Annotated in this window: 10 protein-coding genes; all 10 read right to left on the reverse strand. The window is 44.3% G+C overall.

From position 1 onward, the window contains the following. A partial coding sequence (locus ACO1R6_RS23160) for a twin-arginine translocation signal domain-containing protein (protein WP_486268088.1) occupies nt 1-174 on the reverse strand: 174 nt, incomplete at its 3' end. 488 nt (nt 175-662) lie between these two features. After that, nucleotides 663-3,068, reverse strand: a complete 2,406-nt coding sequence (locus tag ACO1R6_RS23165) for a hypothetical protein (protein ID WP_486267797.1) — start codon at nt 3,066-3,068, stop codon at nt 663-665. 711 nt (nt 3,069-3,779) lie between these two features. Beyond that, nucleotides 3,780-4,853: a PAS domain-containing sensor histidine kinase gene (locus tag ACO1R6_RS23170; RefSeq protein ID WP_486267799.1), complete on the reverse strand. Its 1,074-nt coding sequence runs from the start codon at nt 4,851-4,853 to the stop codon at nt 3,780-3,782. 190 nt (nt 4,854-5,043) lie between these two features. Then, nucleotides 5,044-5,256 carry a hypothetical protein gene (locus ACO1R6_RS23175; protein WP_486267801.1) on the reverse strand — a complete coding sequence of 71 codons (213 nt, stop codon included), beginning with the start codon at nt 5,254-5,256 and terminating at the stop codon, nt 5,044-5,046. Between the two features lie 344 nt (nt 5,257-5,600). Continuing rightward, a complete protein-coding gene (locus ACO1R6_RS23180; protein WP_486267803.1) occupies nt 5,601-7,928 on the reverse strand; it encodes a hypothetical protein in 2,328 nt (775 codons plus the stop codon). A gap of 133 nt (nt 7,929-8,061) precedes the next feature. Continuing rightward, on the reverse strand, nt 8,062-8,748 hold the full coding sequence (locus ACO1R6_RS23185; RefSeq protein WP_486267805.1) for an SGNH/GDSL hydrolase family protein: 687 nt from the start codon (nt 8,746-8,748) through the stop codon (nt 8,062-8,064). A gap of 9 nt (nt 8,749-8,757) precedes the next feature. Further along, nucleotides 8,758-10,032, reverse strand: a complete 1,275-nt coding sequence (locus ACO1R6_RS23190) for a BNR-4 repeat-containing protein (protein ID WP_486267807.1) — start codon at nt 10,030-10,032, stop codon at nt 8,758-8,760. Nucleotides 10,033-10,155: 123 nt separating this feature from the next. Continuing rightward, a complete protein-coding gene (locus ACO1R6_RS23195) occupies nt 10,156-12,483 on the reverse strand; it encodes an alpha/beta fold hydrolase (RefSeq protein WP_486267809.1) in 2,328 nt (775 codons plus the stop codon). 384 nt (nt 12,484-12,867) lie between these two features. Continuing rightward, nucleotides 12,868-14,208: a Gfo/Idh/MocA family oxidoreductase gene (locus ACO1R6_RS23200; RefSeq protein WP_486267811.1), complete on the reverse strand. Its 1,341-nt coding sequence runs from the start codon at nt 14,206-14,208 to the stop codon at nt 12,868-12,870. 98 nt (nt 14,209-14,306) lie between these two features. Beyond that, nucleotides 14,307-16,379: an alginate lyase family protein gene (locus ACO1R6_RS23205; RefSeq protein ID WP_486267813.1), complete on the reverse strand. Its 2,073-nt coding sequence runs from the start codon at nt 16,377-16,379 to the stop codon at nt 14,307-14,309. Nucleotides 16,380-17,212 lie beyond the last annotated feature (833 nt).

Here is a 17,212-nt window from a genome sequence, read left to right on the forward strand (position 1 = left end):
TAACTCTTTCGTAAAAGCAATGCTGTGCGAGGTATCTAAACCAATAATGCCTACCCGCTTGCCTTTTGTTTTTTCTTTACCAAATGCCGGACCGGTGCTTAACTGTAAGCCTAAACCAATGCCAGCTACGGCCGCTGTTTTAATAAATTTTCTTCTGGTATAATCCTCGAACATGTTTTTAGTTGGTATTAAAATTTAGTTTTTGTTTATATATTTTTTATCCGGGCGATACTTTCAAATTGCTGAAATTCTTTTTACTAGTTTAAATTAGCTATTAGTAAGTGCAATTAATATGAGTAGCATAATTTAGTTAGTTTGAATACATTTTCTTTAGCTTAGAATTCTATCATTAGCAACTATAAGGTGTTAATAAACTTATCTGGAGTTTAAAGCTTTAGCACTATATTAAACTTTTACTGTTAAAATCTATAAAGCAGATTAAAACTGTATTTAAATTTAATAAATATAATCTAATTAACGTCCATTTCATTTAAAATCAGCTGGCATATTTATTTTATTTTGATTAAAAAAATTTTCTAATTATTCTTAAACTTCTATAAAACAAATAATTAAATAATCAATCAGACTTATTTGATTCTGACTTTGATTTATATATCAAATTACGATCCAATAACTTTTAACCAGCCAATATCCCTTATATTTTAAACAATCTCACTTTCTAATTCGTGGTGGTTTTTTAACCAGGAAATAAATTTAGGCGCAAATGATTGACCTTTATTTTTGTAATACTGAATAATTTCGTTACCTAATTTAGTGTTTAAATGATTAAATCTAACCGCTTTATTTATTTGCACAAAGTTGTATTCGTTTACCAATTCGGGTTTAGCATTACCGTCAATTACGGGGGCATAAATGGTACAATTGGTAAAGGATGTTCCCAGCTCGGTATGCAGCGAATAAAAATTAGTTGTATTAAGTTTTGCCCTGGGCTGAAACGAACAGTTCTGAAAAGACATGCTGCCGGGCATTTTGCCTTTTTCGTTGCCGTGCAACGCCGAAATCTGGCAACGTTCCAAAATTAAATCGGCTATGCTGCCACCTAAATCGGCTACCAGGTTATTACAATCTACAAACCTGATTTCGGGGTAAAGGGCTTGGGCATCTTCGTACTTACCGTTACCCGCCTGGCTAATGCGAAAATGGGCCGGCTTTTTGGTGTTTACTGTTACTTTTTCTAAACTCTCGAGGTGAATATTCTCGAAGGTAAGCTTGGCGTTAGCCTCTACCTGGCTCTGGTTGTACTGGCCGGCTTTGCCTATATTATAGGTTTCCGGGTTATAAATTTCGAGCAGCCGTACGCCCAAAGCCCGACCCGTAACTGATATATTTTTAAAGGATACCGTGTGCGGAAAAAATAAGCGTTCACCGGTTTTGGTTTTAGAGAAAGGCGGCACTTTCATTAACCAACACGCCCCTACTGCATCCGGAAACAAACTATAATCTACGGTAACATCTTCTACTTTAATTATACGCCCAAAACCAACCGGATATTTGTGGTCGAAATTCATGGGATTGAAATCAAGGAAGGTAACATCGGTGGGTACCGGCGGAATAAAGCGGCAGTTGCGGATGTAAATATTGCCGTCCCACTTGGCCCCAAAATCGCGCCGGAAATTAATAAAGCTGCGGCTGGCACAAGTAGTGTTTTCTATCTTTAAATCGCCGCCGCCTGTAACCGAAATGCCGCGGTAGCCAATATTTGAATCTTTTATGTGCAGGTTCCAGCAATGGAAATGCACATCTACCCGGTTCAGGCGGCAGTTTTCTATCCGGAAATTTTTATTCAGGTTGGTACCAAATACGCCCCAATGAATGGGGCCGCCCTCGGCGGTTACATTCCGGAAAGTACCGTTTAAAATCCGGGCGGCACTTATGCCGTAAGTGCCGGCGGGTACATCTTTTGTATTATCTTGCCGGTCTTGCTCCCACGGAATCAGCCGGACGTTTTCTAAGGTAATGTCGTAAACGTTCGTGAAAGCATAAAATCCCCGCCGCGGGTCCATGGCTACATCGGCTTTGCCGGGTTCTAAGCCTACCCACTGGTTGCGAATAATGGTGCGGCTGCGGCTAATGTTAAAGCCATTGTTGCGATAACCATCGTAATTCCGGCCCGGACTATCGCCCGACATAAAGAAGGTGCCGCCCTCAATGGTTAAATAGGTTTCATCGGCCGGGTAAGCTATTAGTTTGGTATAGTCTTTAAATACCCAGGCAATATCGCCCAAAATACGGCCGTGTTCTTCTACTAAAAATAATTCTTCGCGATCCCAGGACTGACCGGTAAACTTAGCGCCGGCCCGGTAACCAATCCGGTCATTTTTATCGGCAATAATTACCAAAGAGTTTTTGTAAGGCGCCAATTCCGGAATTACCTGTACGCCCGGTTTTAATTGCGCTAATAGTTTTTTCTTGTCTTCAGCAGACAGGGTAATATTTACCGAAGGTTTAGAGCTTTCGATCGAAAACCGGGTAACAGATTTAGAATTAAATTGTTCGTTTACGTGAAAAATGGTTTGGCCCCACTGCACATTGGTTTTGATCTCAATTTTATTTGGGTTTTGTAACCAGTACTCGCCGGAAAGGTTAATTACCGGTAAACGCCGATGGTTAGCATACGCGTGGGCTGCTTTAATTTGCACGCTATCATCGTTTTGCCCGTCGGCTTTGGCCCCAAACATTTGGTAGTTTATAAAGCCATTGGGTACCAGCGTGGCGTATAAATTATTGGCGAGTAAAATATTGCTCTCGGCAACGGTTTTATCCGGGTCTTTCCGGATTTCGTACATTACGCCGCCGCCATCGCCTAGGGCAAAGTAGCCAGCCGTTTGTACCAGCATGCCTTCGTCCAGCGATTTATCCTGCACCAGATCACTAACTGTAGGGTAAATTTTGGTATAGCCTATTTTTTTATTCGCATCTTTTTTAGGTGATAGCGCAAAAACTGATCCCGCAAATAAAGTAAGCCCGGCGCTGCCAAAAGCAGTAATTATTCTGCGCCGGTTTACGTACGGGTTGCCAGAGAAGGCTTGTTCAGAATTTTTTGCCATTCGTTTATTTAAAAATTGCTCACCGAAAATAACTTTCTAAAGCACCAGAACTTGCTTCTTTTCTGGCCTACCCTACCGCACGGCTATATATTTGGGGTAAAAGTTTTAAAATATTCAAGTAAAACGGTCCTGGTTTTATTTGTATATATTGTATGTAATAACCAGCACTTAGGTTAATTTTAAGAAAATAGTACTGTGCGTTGGCGCCAGGCATTTTACCCGGTAACCTTCTGCGCAAACCTTTTAACCAGCTAAATTTTAACACTACTATCAGCCTAAACCTAGCTCCAGGGTCTATATTAAAGTTAACAGCTAAATAATGATGCCTCCGTTTACGTACACGTAAATTGCTACATATATTCCGGAAATCAAATTATTTAACTATAATTTTTTGCGGCAGGTAAAATTTAGGACAGAAAAAGAGTATTTAGCGGTAAATTATAGTTTTACCATCAGAAAAGCCGCGCCAATACTAAATAGTTGTTTTGACTAAACAGCAAGACCTATAGAACTTGTATCGGGTTTTAGAAGAAAAGGAATTACTGCCAGGGGTGGTGTTTACTGCCAATACTAAAGCCTTTACCCAACTACTTGCCGGTGAAAACACGCAGCAAGGGCAATCGTTCATGCCATTTTCAAAACCCTAAACAGCTTTATAATAATATAACTTAATCTTGAATATTTTTTGCTTTTATATTTTGGTAGAGTTGCCTAAACTTTAGGAATTTCAATAAAAAAGGTGGTGCCTTTGTTTTCCTGACTTTCGAACCAAATATGCCCGAGGTGCCACTCTACAATGGTTTTAATAATAGACATTCCCAAACCAACGGTAGGCTCGCCTTTAATGCCTGGCCGACGGGCGCGGGTAAATTTCTCGAAAAGGGTGGCGTGGTATTTACCCGGAATGCCAATGCCGTTATCGGCTACTTTAATTAATATTGTTTGCGGCTTTTCTTCTAAAGAAACTGTTATTTCCCCGCCATCGGGCGTAAATTTTATCGCATTCGAAATTAAATTATTAATGGCCTGCATAAACTTTGTATCATCCAGTTCCAGGAAAATAGCGTCGGCAGACGTGTGGTAATAAAAAGTTTTATGCGTTAAGGATTGCCCGTGCTGGTATTCGTCGATTAAATCTTTTATTTTCTGGACCAGATCTACGCGCCGCCGCACCAGCTCCGTTTCGGCCGATTCTAATAATTCTTGTTTTAAAAATTCTTTTATCAGTTGCAGGCCCTGGTTGCTACTCCGTTGTATGAGCCGGATAACTTCGTGCACATCCTGGTTTTGGTGCGATTTTAAATCAGATTGCAATACTTCGGCCATATTGCTAATCATGCCCAAAGGCCCCGCTAAATCGTGGGAAAGAATATGCAAAATGGAATTTTTCTTCGACGAAAACTTTTTGAGGTAATCGACATAATCTTTTTGGGTGGTATGGTCCTGGGCAGTACCGGCAATTACGCTTTCTTCTTCCAGCAACAAAGGTTTTACACAAATCCAGCGCTCGGCATGGTTGCGTATTTTAATCCGGAATTCAATTTCCGAAATAATGGCACCATCCAGAATTTCGCGCAACGAATCCTGCACGTGCTGCTGGTCGTCGGGATGAATGGTTTTGAGCAAAGAACCGGGGTTTTGAATAATGCCTTTGCGTTTTTTGTGCCAGATTTTTTCGAAAGCCGGATTCAGGTAGGTAAATACCTGTGCCGATAAATCATAGACAAAATGAATCTGGTCTGATTGTTCGTAAAAAGTTTCCAGAATTTGACCAGTTGTACTCATGGGCTTAATTTAAAACGAAGCAAACAATTATTTGCTTTACTTATATAATCATAAACAGGGAAACACAGGTCTACCGGTACAAGTTTATCTAAATTTATCTTATATCCGAAAACTCTAGCTTAAAATTTACCTGCCCCTATTGGTGTTTGGTTAAACCTTAACCGCCTTTCCTGCCTTTGCTATCTAAACTTTAATCGGTATTTGCGTTTTTAGCCTGCAGCGCATTTAAATAGAAAATACGCTCCTGAACTTCTTTTTTAAAATTTTCTAATCTTTTTTTCTCCGGCTCCGGCGGAACCGTGCGCAGTAAATAATCAATGTAAAATAAAGCTTCCTTCGCTTCGGCAGGATTTAAGCTATTTACCTGAAGGTTATGAATAATATAATTTACTAATCCTGCCATTAACCCAATCAAAAAAGATATAACGGCTTAGACTAGACCTGGGATGAGAAAAAAATACTTAAAAGCGTGCGTGTTTCCGGTATTATGGCCGGTATAAAAGCTTACTGGCCACACTAACCATGCAAAGAATTGGTTAAACGCCCCTTAAAACTAAAATATACCGGTTCCGGATTGGGTTAGGCCGCGCACCAAAATCCGGCTTGCTGCTTACCTAATATTTACCTTAGAACCAGAAAAAACGCGGCAAAGAAAATTCTGTAGCCTTTACTTTTATAGCTTGGCTACGGAATAAAATGGGCGATAAATATTATCTGTTTGATTACGACAGCAAATAAAATAATGGTTTAGGTTAAACCGGGTGTCATTTCGTAATTGGCCTGGAGCAACGCCATAAAACCCGGCGATAATTTTATTCCTTTAGCTTTAGAATATTGCAGCAAATCGTTGCCCAGCCGGGTATTGCTGTGGTTATACCGCACAGTTTTATTTAACTGGATAAAGCCGTAGCGGTTTATCAGTTCGGGCCGAGGCCGTTTATTTACTACCGGGGCAAACAACGTGCAGTTGCTAAAACTAGTACCCAACTCCGATGCCAAGGAATAAAATGCTTGTCCGTTATCTTTTATTTCCGGCTCAAACTTACAGTTGTTAAACGTTAAACTGCCCGGCATGGCTTTGCCAGTACTGCCGGTTAAGCGGTTAATAAGGCTAAATTCAAAAGATGCATCCGCAATATGGCCGCCAAAATGTCCGGCCAAACCATGGCACCGCACAAACCTGATTTCGGGGTACAAAGCGTAGGTATCGAAATATTTAGTTTTGCTGGTATTGCGCAGAGAAAAATGTACTTGCTCTTCCGATTGCGGTTCTTGTGGTTCCAGGATTTCTAAAGGAATATTTTCGAACAGAATACTGGCATTGGGTTTTACCTGTACGCCATTGTAGCCGCCGGCTTTGGCTAGTTTATACGATTGCGGATCGGTAATTTCCCACAAGCGCACGCCTTTTTCCCGGCCTTCTACCACAATATTCCGGAACGCGATATCGGCCGGAAAGAACACCCGGTGCCCTTCGGTTGTTTTAGAAAAAGCCGAGGTGCGCATGAGCCAGTAGGTGCCATTCGATTGCGGTGCAGCATTGTAGTCTACCACCATGTCTTCTACTTTTATGGAGCGCCCGTAGCCAATCGGGTATTTGTAATCGAAATTATCGGCCATAAAAGAAAAAATGCCGGCCATACCGTTGGTAATTGGTTGGTGCCGACAATTGCGCAAACGAATGTGTCCGTCCCATTTGGCGCCGTAATCGTTCCGGAAATTAATAAAGCTGCTGCTGTTGCAAGTAGTATTATCTATAAACAAGTCGCCGCCACCAGTAATGGTAATGCCGTTGGTGCCAATTTTAGAATCGCGTACGTACAGGTTCCAGCAATGGAAATGCACATCTATGCGGTTTAAGGTGCATTGCTCTACCCGGAAATTTTTGTTTAAGTTGGTGCCAAATACGCCCCAGTGCACCGGGCTGCCCTCGGCGGTTACGTTCCGAAAAGTGGCATTTAATATATGATTGCCACCAATGCCGTAAGTTCCTTCGGGTACTTTGTTGTCGCCGGGCCGGTTTTTTTCCCAAGGTATTAGCCGTACGTTTTCCAGGGTTACATCGTACACCTGCCGGAAAGTATAAAATCCACTACGTTGGTTCAGGGTCACATCGGCTTTGCCTTTTTCCAGCCCCACCCACTGGTTCCGGATAATGGTACGGCTGCGGCTAATGGAAAAAACGGTTTGGGTATAGCCTTTAAAGCTTTTATTCGGGCCTTCGCCCGATACGTGGAAGCTGCCGCCATCTATAATCAGGTAACTATCGTTGCCCGGATACGCAACCAAATTGGTGTAATCTTTAAATTCCCAGGCAATATCGCCTAGAATGCGGCCGTGTTCTTCTACAAAAAACAATTCCTCGCGGGCCCTGGCTTGCCGGCCGCCGTACCGGTCACCGCTCCGTACTCCAATGCGGTCGTTGGCATCCGAAATAATGACGAGGTTGTTTTTATAAGGCGCCAGTTCCGGAATTAAGGATACACCTGGTTTTATTTGGGAAATTAACCGGGCTTTGGCAGCAGCGTCTAAATTTATTGGACTTGGCTTTTCGCGGCTTTCCACAATAAACCGCACATCTTTATTATTACTGAATTTTTCGTCGATATAAAATTTGGTGTGGCCCCACTGCACATTGGTTTGCACCGGAATATTGTTTGGTTCTTTTAACCAAAATTCGCCGCTTAGATTCACTACCGGCAAGCCGGTTTGGTTGGCGAACAGGTGCGCCCGCTTAATCTCTATCCCATCGTCGTGTTGCCCGTCGCCGACGGCACCAAACATTTTGTAATTTACTGCACTAACATTTATTAAAGCAGCAGTTAACCCGTTCGGTAAATTAATATTTTCTTCGGCGGTTTTGCCTGTTTTTTGGATCAGATATTCGCCGCCACCGCCATCGCCTACGTGGTGATAACCTGCTGCCCGTACTATTTCGCCTTCTTTTAGCCCGGCATCCAGCTTTATATCGGCTACGGTACCGTAAAATTTACCTAAGGTAGGTTTGCTCTTTTTGGCAACGGCCGTGCCCGCTTGTACCGTTAAAAGATTGGGTACCATTAACAAACCGGCCATACCCAAAGAGGTTAATATTTTGCGGCGGTTAAAGCTTGGTTTATCGGGGTTTTGCGGGTTAATTATTCCAGTGATGGTGTGTGGTGTTGGTTATAGGCGGCAGAAAAGATGAGGTAAAGCGGTCGATATTTGTTTAGGCCATTTTGGCAATTACTTCCCGGATAGATTTGGCTACTTGTCCGGCCAATATTTCGTAGCCGGCCTCGGTGTAGTGCACATTGTTGGGCCGCTGAATCTGGCTTAGTTGGGGCAAAGCAAACCCGTATAAATCGTTTACAACTACTTTGTGCTTTTTCATTATTTTTTTAGCCACCGCATTGTATTTTTCGGGTTGGTCGGGTTCCCGCAACGGCGAGCCGGAATTGGGCGGCACCGGCGTAGTGGTAGCAAATATTAACCGGGCACCGGTGGCTTTCATTTTACTTACCAACGTTTCCAGGTTCTCTCCGTAAGTTTTTAAATCGACCAAAACCGGATCTTCGGGTTTGGCAGAGGCTTTTTTGGTTACGGGGTCTACGTGTTTTAAATCGTGCAACCCAAAATTAAAATGAATAATATCGAATTTATTTGCGCCTAACCAGGTATCCAGCTTGGCTAGGCCGCGTTCGGTAGCACCGCAGTTTTCGTCGGGGCGCGATACATCGGCTACATCGGCCAGTTGCTTTTTTAAGAAAGGCATATACCCCATCGAAATAGAATCGCCGATAATAAATACCCGGTATTGTTTTTGGGTTCCGCTCATGCCTGGCAAAATAGGCAAGCAAAGCAAGGCCCCGAGCGATAAATTGGTTTTTAAAAAAGCGCGTCTGGACTGTTTCATAGCTAAATATTATCGATTTAAGTACAGTTTGGTGTTAAACTTGGTGTAATGCTCGTAAGGCCCGGCCATCCACAGCACCAAGGGTTCTTTGCCCGTATATTTCTCGACAGCGTAAGGCCGTACATTATTAACCGTTGAGTTTTGGGTAATGAATTGGCTGTGCCAGGTTTTGCCTTTTTTGGTCCATTGTTCTACTTCAAAACGGCCATTTACCGGACGCGCCAGCAAAACCTTCTCTGGATTGGTGTGGTCCAGGGCAATGCCGCCGGAATAATATTCTTCTTTTTCTTTTTTGCCAGCCGGTGTACTGGGCATCCAACTGCCCGCCCGGCAGAGTTCCTGCTCGTCCCAGGCCTGGCCGTTCCAGGCGGCGTAATAATAGCGGTGATCGGTTACGGCCGGAAAGCGGGCATATACCAATACCGGTCGGTTGTTTTTATCCAAAGCAATATCCGAAATCCAGGCCCTTACGTTGCTGCCCGTGGCATCATATACTTTGTTAATAGCTTCGTGCTGCAACGGCAAATCTTTTACCGCACCTATAAGCGCGCCGTTACTCTGGTAAAAATTGCCGTTCTCGTAATAAACATGGTACACCGAGTTGGTAGCCTCACCGGCCGGATGGCCATCGGTAAAAGCAAAATCAATTCTTTTTTTGTTATCCGAAGTTACTTTCAGGTAAGGCCGGTGCCGGTTCTCGAGTCCGCGACCCGCAATAAGCGCTTGCGCGGTTGTCCAGGTACGTCCGCCATTATCGCTGTACGAAAAGGTAGGCCGCCAATCGCTGCCCCGCCAAAAGAGGTAAATCCGCTTCTTTTCTTCGGATAACATTATTGGGTGCGAGTAAGTAACGCGGGTACCAAATGGCAATATTTCTTCGGCTTCCCAACTAGTGATATCTTCGGGCTGCCGGCTGCGCCGCATAAAAATCCGGCCATTGTGTTCGGTGTAAAAAGTTAACAAACGACCATCGGGTAAAAACAAAATAGAGGGCACGTTATGGTCGTCTACCTGTAGCTTTTCGTGCAGTACAAAGGTTTCCTGCGCCTGGGTTTTCAGGTTGCGGGCAGTGATTACCACATCGCCTTGGCTGCTGATGTACCCAAAATAGATGCGTTCCTGCTTACCTTTGTGATAAACTGCTCTTGGGTCGGAAAACCAGCACCAAGCACCATCTTCGGCTACTACTGTAGCTCCGGGCATTTTACCAGTTTTGGTTTGGGCCGTGGTAAATTTTGAAATGGTTATTAAAAAAATAAAAAGGACTACTATTCTTCTAAACATTTCTTCAGGTTTCTTCCGGCGGCACAAATGGCAGCCATATTTAATATATTTAAAATTTATTCCCTTGGCCTGGTAGTTAAATGCTATTGTAAAAAATTACCCAGGATATTACACTTAACTCATTTATAAAAGTTTACTATAAAAATTGGCAATTTCCTGACACATGGGCTCAGTTAAACGGTTTATTTCTTTGGGAGTTGTAAACTGTAGCTGCCCGGTTTTTTTATGTAAATCATACACCGCTGTTACAGATTTAATAGTCTCCTGGATGGCACTTAAATCGGCATGCCGGTCGAGCTGCGGCGAAATAATTAGCAGTGGTCGCGGGGCTATGGCCGCAATAATTTCCGGGTAATCGAGAGGTACCCGCTGGGGTTGGTTTGCGTACCATCCCAGGCGTGGCATTAAACCGTGCAGGTGCGAAAAATTGTAGATGCTGGGATATTGTGCATTGCTGGTACGCCACGGCGAAAAGGCAGATAATACGGCCACCCCGGCTATGCGCTCGTCTAGGGCCGCGCTAAACAAGGCCACGCTACCACCCAAAGCATTACCCAACAGAAAAATCTTATCTTTATCAATGTAATCAAAATTGGCCAGGGCATCTACACAAGCCCGTACATCGGCCACCATGTTGCCCATTTTAGACCACTGCGGAAAACGCTGGTAAAATTGTGGGCTTTCTTCGATGCGTAACCCAAAACCTACCATATCAAAAGCCAGTACGGCAAAGCCTTTATCAATTAAAGTCTGAAACAATAATTTATTGCCGGGTTTGCCCGCTTTGTGGTATCCCCAGGCTGCGCCGGTAGAATAGGCATATTGGTGCAGAAAAATAACCACCGGCATTTTACCTCTAGCGGTTTTTACCTGGTTAGCCTTTTTACCATTGGGCCGGTACAAAACCCCCGAAAGATTATCGCCGATACCGGTGTAAGAACCCAAACGGATTATTTCCGCACCCGTGGGTTCGGGCTGCCCCGTAAGCCTAGCAATCCAATCGTAGTTACCGGCGGCCGTAGGACTAACTTGTACATTTCTGACAGCTGCCGGTTCTTCTCCCAAAAGCCATTGCAACCGGTCGGTTATCTGGGGCCTAAAGGCATCAAAAGTTGCTATATTTTTGTATTTATTTGGCAATTGCACGGGCTTGGTTCTAACCGCGGCTACACTATCGGCCGGCTGTGCTTTGGCCCAATCGGTAAAAGAATAATTATAATAAAGTTTATTTACCCAGAGCTGGCCCGTGCGTTTAAAATGAATATCCAGAAAATCGATACAATGCTCTATGTCGCGGGCAGCTAAAGCATGTTCGCCGTACCGTGGCAATACCCCAATATTTTGCTCCGCTCCCAGAAAAGTATAAACCTTCTTGGCTGATTGGTGCGCTTGTTCATTTGCCCACGGATTAAGGCCTCTTTCAGTAATGGCGTAATGCAGCAATAATAAGCGGGGCGCTACCAAAGCCATTAATAAATTCTGATCAACGGGCAGCTTATCTTCCCGGCCAAAGAAAAAGCGTAACCGCGGATGAAACCAATGCCCGTTCCAGGCAGTTACCCGATCTAAGGTTTCGCTGGCAAATTGCGGGTCGCCGTAGCGCCAGGGATCGCCACCGCCGGTGCCCGAACTAGTAGGAATGGCCGCGGCAATGCGTTCGTCGAAAGCCGCTGCCCATAACGATTGCTTGCCGTTGCGGGAATGGCCGGTAATGGCAATCTGAGCTTTATTCACCTCGGGCAGCGTTAATAAATAATCAACTACCCGCGAGGCTCCCCAGGCGCGGCGCATCAGCATACTAAAATCAAAATTGGGGTAAATGGCCTGGTAAGCTTCTGTATCGTCTTTTATATCGGCGGCCGCATACACACAACCAATATAGCCCCGCCTAACGGCCTGCTGCGCCCAAACCCGGTGGTTCCACTGGGTCAGGTAAACGGGTAAAGGCCCTTTGGTTTTGGGTATCATCAGTTCTACCGTCATGCGGGCCTGCTCATTAGGGCCAAAGCGTAGTTCTACCATCCGCAAAAGTGTTCCGTTCTCTTCTTTTTCCGATAATACTTTTACCTTAAAGTTGGCTGGTGCAGGCGGCACTTTGCCCGAAACCCAATGCTGGTATTGTTCTTTTATCCAGGTTCGTTTTTCCTGCCATTGCGCCGGGGTGGTAATGGGCTGCTCCCTCCCATTTTTAAATAAAATTAAGGGCTCCGGTAAAAACGGGACTGAGGGCATCTGAGAAAAATCAGGCGGAAGTTCTTTTGTGCGCTTCAGCCAGTCGTTCCAAGTACTATCCTGGAAGGTAACGCGCCGGGTATTTTCTTTAAAATACTGCGGAATATTAATGAGAAGGATTTCCTCCAAATATTTTTGTTGCCGCTCCGTGGTGCTTTGAGCCACCAGGTCTAACCCCAAATAAAATACCAGTAAAATGGTGGTACAAAAAAATTTCATATACAGGTATCTATTAGAAAAATTTCAGATGAAATAGAAATAATTAGCGTGGCTTCTGCAATATTTTACTCGGGAATTTTCCTTGCAATATCTGTTTCCTTTACCATACACGGGTATTTCCTTTATTAGATGCGACCAGTTCCGCCGTATTTAACTGTGCTGGTTGCCTTACTATATAGATTTCAAACTTCTTTAACTACTTAAGCGGGCACAAGTCAGAAAAGGACAGCACCAGCGAAAATGCTGGCGCTTTTGGCTCTTCCAATTTTATCTTTCTATGAATTAGGGATTATTATTTAGAGAGTCTAAAATATGACGTTTGCTTAATAAATATTAAAATTCCTGGCAGGTTAAAAGTTGAAATATTGAATCTTCTCAATACCATTACAAGGTTGGTTCCCAGCCGGGCTGATATTCTCTTTTCCAGTATTTCATGGCTTCGGCATCGTTTAGAATATGGCCATTTTCCGGATTTATTTGCAGGGAGCGGCCGGTGCGTAAAGAAATATTACCCAACTGGCTTAACAGAGTACTTTTGTGTCCACCCAAAATATCGGAGGTTTGCTTCGCTCCTACCCGAATGCCGTCGAGGAAATTCTGCATGTGGGGCGCATCGAGTTGCTGCGAGGGACTGGTTACATTGGTGCCATCTACTTTAATATTGCTCTTTACTTCTTTCAGCACCTTGCCCTGCAAATCGTAAATAGTGTAGCTGTTCCCGTCAATCAGCATCGAGCCTTTATCGCCGTAAAACGAAACCGCCGTTTTGCTGCCGTCTACTGCGCGGGCGTTGCAACTTCTGCCTTCAAACGTAATGCTTTTGTTTTCCTTAAAATCAAAGGAAATAAACTGGGTATCGGGTGTTTCCTGGTCATCCTGGTAATGAAAGCGGCCACCGTTGGAAGACACCCGTACCGGATAATCTATGCCCATACCCCACCGCGCCAAATCCATCTGGTGCGTACCGGTATTACCCGACTCGGCGGTGCCCCAGTGCCAGAACCAATGCCAGTTATAATGTACAATATTGTCTTTAAAAGGCTTGCGCGGAGCCGGTCCTTGCCACAACTCGTAATTTAGCCAGGCTGGTACGGCGGTTTGTTTACCGGTGCCAATGGTTTGCCGGTTATTGGCGTACCAAGATTTTGATAAATAAAGTTTACCAATTACACCATCGTGCAATTCAGCAACTCCGGCCGCTACATTGGGGTAAGAACGACGCTGGTTCCCCATCTGAATTACCCGTTTGTATTTAACGGCGGCGGCCACAATTAATTCTCCCTCGTGCGGGTTGTGGCTACAGGGTTTTTCTACGTACACGTGTTTGCCGGCTTTACAAGCCAATATGGCCGCCGGTACATGCCAGTGATCAGGGGCTGTAATTACCAATGCATCTACTTGTTTGTCGTCGAGGGCTTTCCGGAAATCCGGGGTGGTTTTGGGGCGTTTCTTCTGAATTTTTTCTACCAGGCCAATGCATTTGTCGGCGGCCCGACTATCTACATCGCACACGTGCAGTACTTCGCAATTCTGCTGAAGCGCAAAACTTTGGGCGACATCCAGGCCACGGGCATTTACGCCCATATTGGCCACTCTTATCCGGTCGTTGGCACCTAATATGCCGGCGTAGCTTTTGGCACTAAAACCCGGCAAAATGCCTCCTAAGGTTAAAGCGGCAGCTCCCAGGGCTGTTTTTTTAATAAAATTTCTGCGTGGTTCTTCCATTAATGTAGCTTGTTCAGGTAGTTCTTTTATCAAAATAATGAATTCTAATATTAAATAATTAACAGTTGCCTTTCTTAGTCATAGTTTTAAGCTTTTACTTATACCTTCCGCTGAAGTACCTGTTTGCGTCCAGCTACTTCTACCTGAATTTCTACCGGATTTCTGCCGGCGATTAAGGTGGTGGGGTCAGTAATAAGGCGGCAATCTGGTGGCGTTTTGCCCCGGTAAGGAACTAATATCGAAACAAAAGCAGTAGGTGCTTGTCCTTTATAAACGGCTGTTACGGTGCTGCGGGCCTCCCGCTTGCCGTATTGCCAGGCGTGCCAACCTTCTTCTTCGCGCAAGCTTACCGGATGTTTGCCGGCTACTTGAATTAACAGATTTGCATCATCGAACCCGGTAGTAATGCGTCGGGCTTGCTGATCTATCCGAACAGGCCCGGGAGCCATGGGGAAATGCAGTTCTAAATCGCCCTTTAAGTCGCCGTTGGCTTCGTCCAGTATAACAAAGAAAGGCGTATCGCTATTTTTACCCGAAAACCAAACCGTACGGCGGTGCAAAAAATATTTGTACGACTGGTTCTCAACACATAACATATCCGCTTCTTCGTTAGACTGCCAACCTAATTGGCGGCCAATTATATCCGTGTCCTTGCCATTTACAGTTAGGGTAGCGTGCACCTGGGTTTGGCGGTGCCAGGTCCGGGCCTCTGGATTATTGCCGTACGTGTAAAAACCGCTGTCCGGCATAAGCCACCGTCCGTAAGCATAAAGCTCAAAGGTACCGTTATCGGGCGTGTCGTGGGTGCTAATAGCCGGCGGCGAGCAATGGAGTGCTAAATACACCTGATCCGTAGACCAGCCCTTGCGCATGGTGTAGAGGCCGGCTTCTGCAAAGGCTACGCTGCCATTTTTGGGTAATTGTGCTACGTTCAGGTCGGCCAGGGCCTGGTATTTAGGTTCTTTAAAATATTGCCCCGCTTCCGTTAACATATTATACAATTGCCAGGTTTTCCGGTCCGGCGAAGAAATCTTATCGCGAGCAGTATCGCCAAACATCGGGAATCCCAGTTCGGGTGTAGAAAGGCCAAATATATGTTCTGCCATGGCTTTAACCCGATGTACATAATCCGATGGCATTTGCCGCCCTAAATCATGTATCCGGCTATCTATTTCCATTACATCCCGGAACACCCCGGCATGGTATCCGCCGCACCACTCCCGCTGTACACCATCTGTAGTGGTTTGGGCCAGCAGATTTTCATGGGTAATCGTCATTGCAATATCTAGCCACCTGTCTTTATCTTTAAATTCCGGGAAAGTATGAATAACATTAATAAAGCCCCGCTGCTCAAAAATAGCCTTGTTATGAACATTAGCCATCGGTAGCTTTTCTGTTTTAAGCTGATGGTCGTACAGGCTGGCCAGTAAAATTCCTAAAAACTGTGGGGTAAAGGATTTGCCGTGCACCAGGGTCCGAAAAGCCTGGCAAATATTCGTTGCCCTGATTCCGGTTTGCAAGTCCAGCCAGGCATAACCTTTCCAGTGCCCGTAAACAGGATGAATGACATTAAGTGACTTTTCGAGGGGATGCTTCTTAATCCAATCTTGGGTAAGGTTTACAAATGTGCGGACGTAACGTTCATCGTCCGTTATTTCATAGGCATTGGTTAAATCTGATAGCCAGTAAAACCGGTAAACAGCCGCAATCCACTCAATATCTTTGGCCGGATCGGCGGCCCAATTAATATTTGCACCATAATTAGCAGACGGGTAAGGTCCCCACTGGAAAATATGCTGCTCTAAATTATTTGCCCGTTCTATACTGTTACCGTCGGCTTTGTAATAACCCTTATCAGAACCTGAGCGGCGTGCTGTATCTTTAGGCTTGGGATAACGCTTGCGGTAATAACTCAACAGGGCTGTGAGGGCCGCCTCCTGGCCTTTTTGCTCTAAAGCCCGCCGCACAGAGGCTAATTCAGGACGGTCTAAAGCCAGCACCGTAAATACCTGCGCCGGCGGCAAAGACGACAGCTCCGGTAAAACAGTCAAGTCTACTGCTTTTGATGATTGGGTGATAGCCGAAACCGGTAGAATAGTTCCTGCGCCGGCAGCTACAGACATCAAACCTATTTTCTGCAAAAAAGCGCGTCGGTTCTCAAGATGCTTCATACGGGTGTTTCTTAGGTTGGTAATTTTATTTACGCGTAATGGATTAGGCATAAACCCAAAATAGTAGCCGATGAAGCTTCTAATATTAATAATGAACTAAATAGCCTGGAGGTAGAAACCATCGCGTCGTACCCTCTACCACAACAAAAGGTATAGCTCTCCCCTAACCAGTAGTGTTATCATTTAACCCGAACAGAACTGTCAATGCCCGTTCTTTCCTTCTTTAAGCTATTCTGGGTTCCTGATTACAAGCGCATACCAGTAAAATAAACTGAATACCACGGCCTGCCACAGCTTATTACCACCTTCAAACCTTACAGCTAAAGCTTCTAAATAAATTTTCAACTTCCGGGCATGCACCCGTTCATAAGCTGAGTTAGAAAATTTTCCGTTTCTTTCCTTAAAAAAGAAGGAATCAGTTCAGACAGAAGTATAAACTATAAAGCTTTTATTTTCATACCAAAGAAACTAACTCCTGTTCTGGAATAGTGCCAGAAACTTATAGTGCTTACAAACTGCTTTATTTTTTAGGCATTTCCAGCCTTAAATGTCCTTTAACAGACTATTGGGTTTATCTCGTATTGATTTATCAGTTGAGAATATTTCATTTCAGTTGGCAGTACAATGCTTATGTTAGCTTCATCCGTATAAAGAAAGCTTATAGGCTGATAAACAATATTTTTACTCAACGTGTACGCACCCGAAGATATAAAAAGAGATTCGTAATCCAAGTATTTTTCTTTATAAACTAAATCTCTGATTTATATAGCTAAACTTTTGCCGTATTATGAGTAATATTAGAGTTTACCAATACACCTGCAAAAGGTCGGCGT

The organism is Adhaeribacter sp. (assembly GCF_057359045.1).

Excerpts from the sequence above, each read along its gene's own strand:
- ACO1R6_RS23165 (WP_486267797.1), bottom strand. The coding sequence starts at position 3,068 with ATGGCAAAAAATTCTGAACAAGCCTTCTCTGGCAACCCGTACGTAAAC.
- ACO1R6_RS23170 (WP_486267799.1), bottom strand. The coding sequence starts at position 4,853 with ATGAGTACAACTGGTCAAATTCTGGAAACTTTTTACGAACAATCAGAC.
- ACO1R6_RS23175 (WP_486267801.1), bottom strand. The coding sequence starts at position 5,256 with ATGGCAGGATTAGTAAATTATATTATTCATAACCTTCAGGTAAATAGC.
- ACO1R6_RS23180 (WP_486267803.1), bottom strand. The coding sequence starts at position 7,928 with ATGGCCGGTTTGTTAATGGTACCCAATCTTTTAACGGTACAAGCGGGC.
- ACO1R6_RS23185 (WP_486267805.1), bottom strand. The coding sequence starts at position 8,748 with ATGAAACAGTCCAGACGCGCTTTTTTAAAAACCAATTTATCGCTCGGG.
- ACO1R6_RS23190 (WP_486267807.1), bottom strand. The coding sequence starts at position 10,032 with ATGTTTAGAAGAATAGTAGTCCTTTTTATTTTTTTAATAACCATTTCA.
- ACO1R6_RS23195 (WP_486267809.1), bottom strand. The coding sequence starts at position 12,483 with ATGAAATTTTTTTGTACCACCATTTTACTGGTATTTTATTTGGGGTTA.
- ACO1R6_RS23200 (WP_486267811.1), bottom strand. The coding sequence starts at position 14,208 with ATGGAAGAACCACGCAGAAATTTTATTAAAAAAACAGCCCTGGGAGCT.
- ACO1R6_RS23205 (WP_486267813.1), bottom strand. The coding sequence starts at position 16,379 with ATGAAGCATCTTGAGAACCGACGCGCTTTTTTGCAGAAAATAGGTTTG.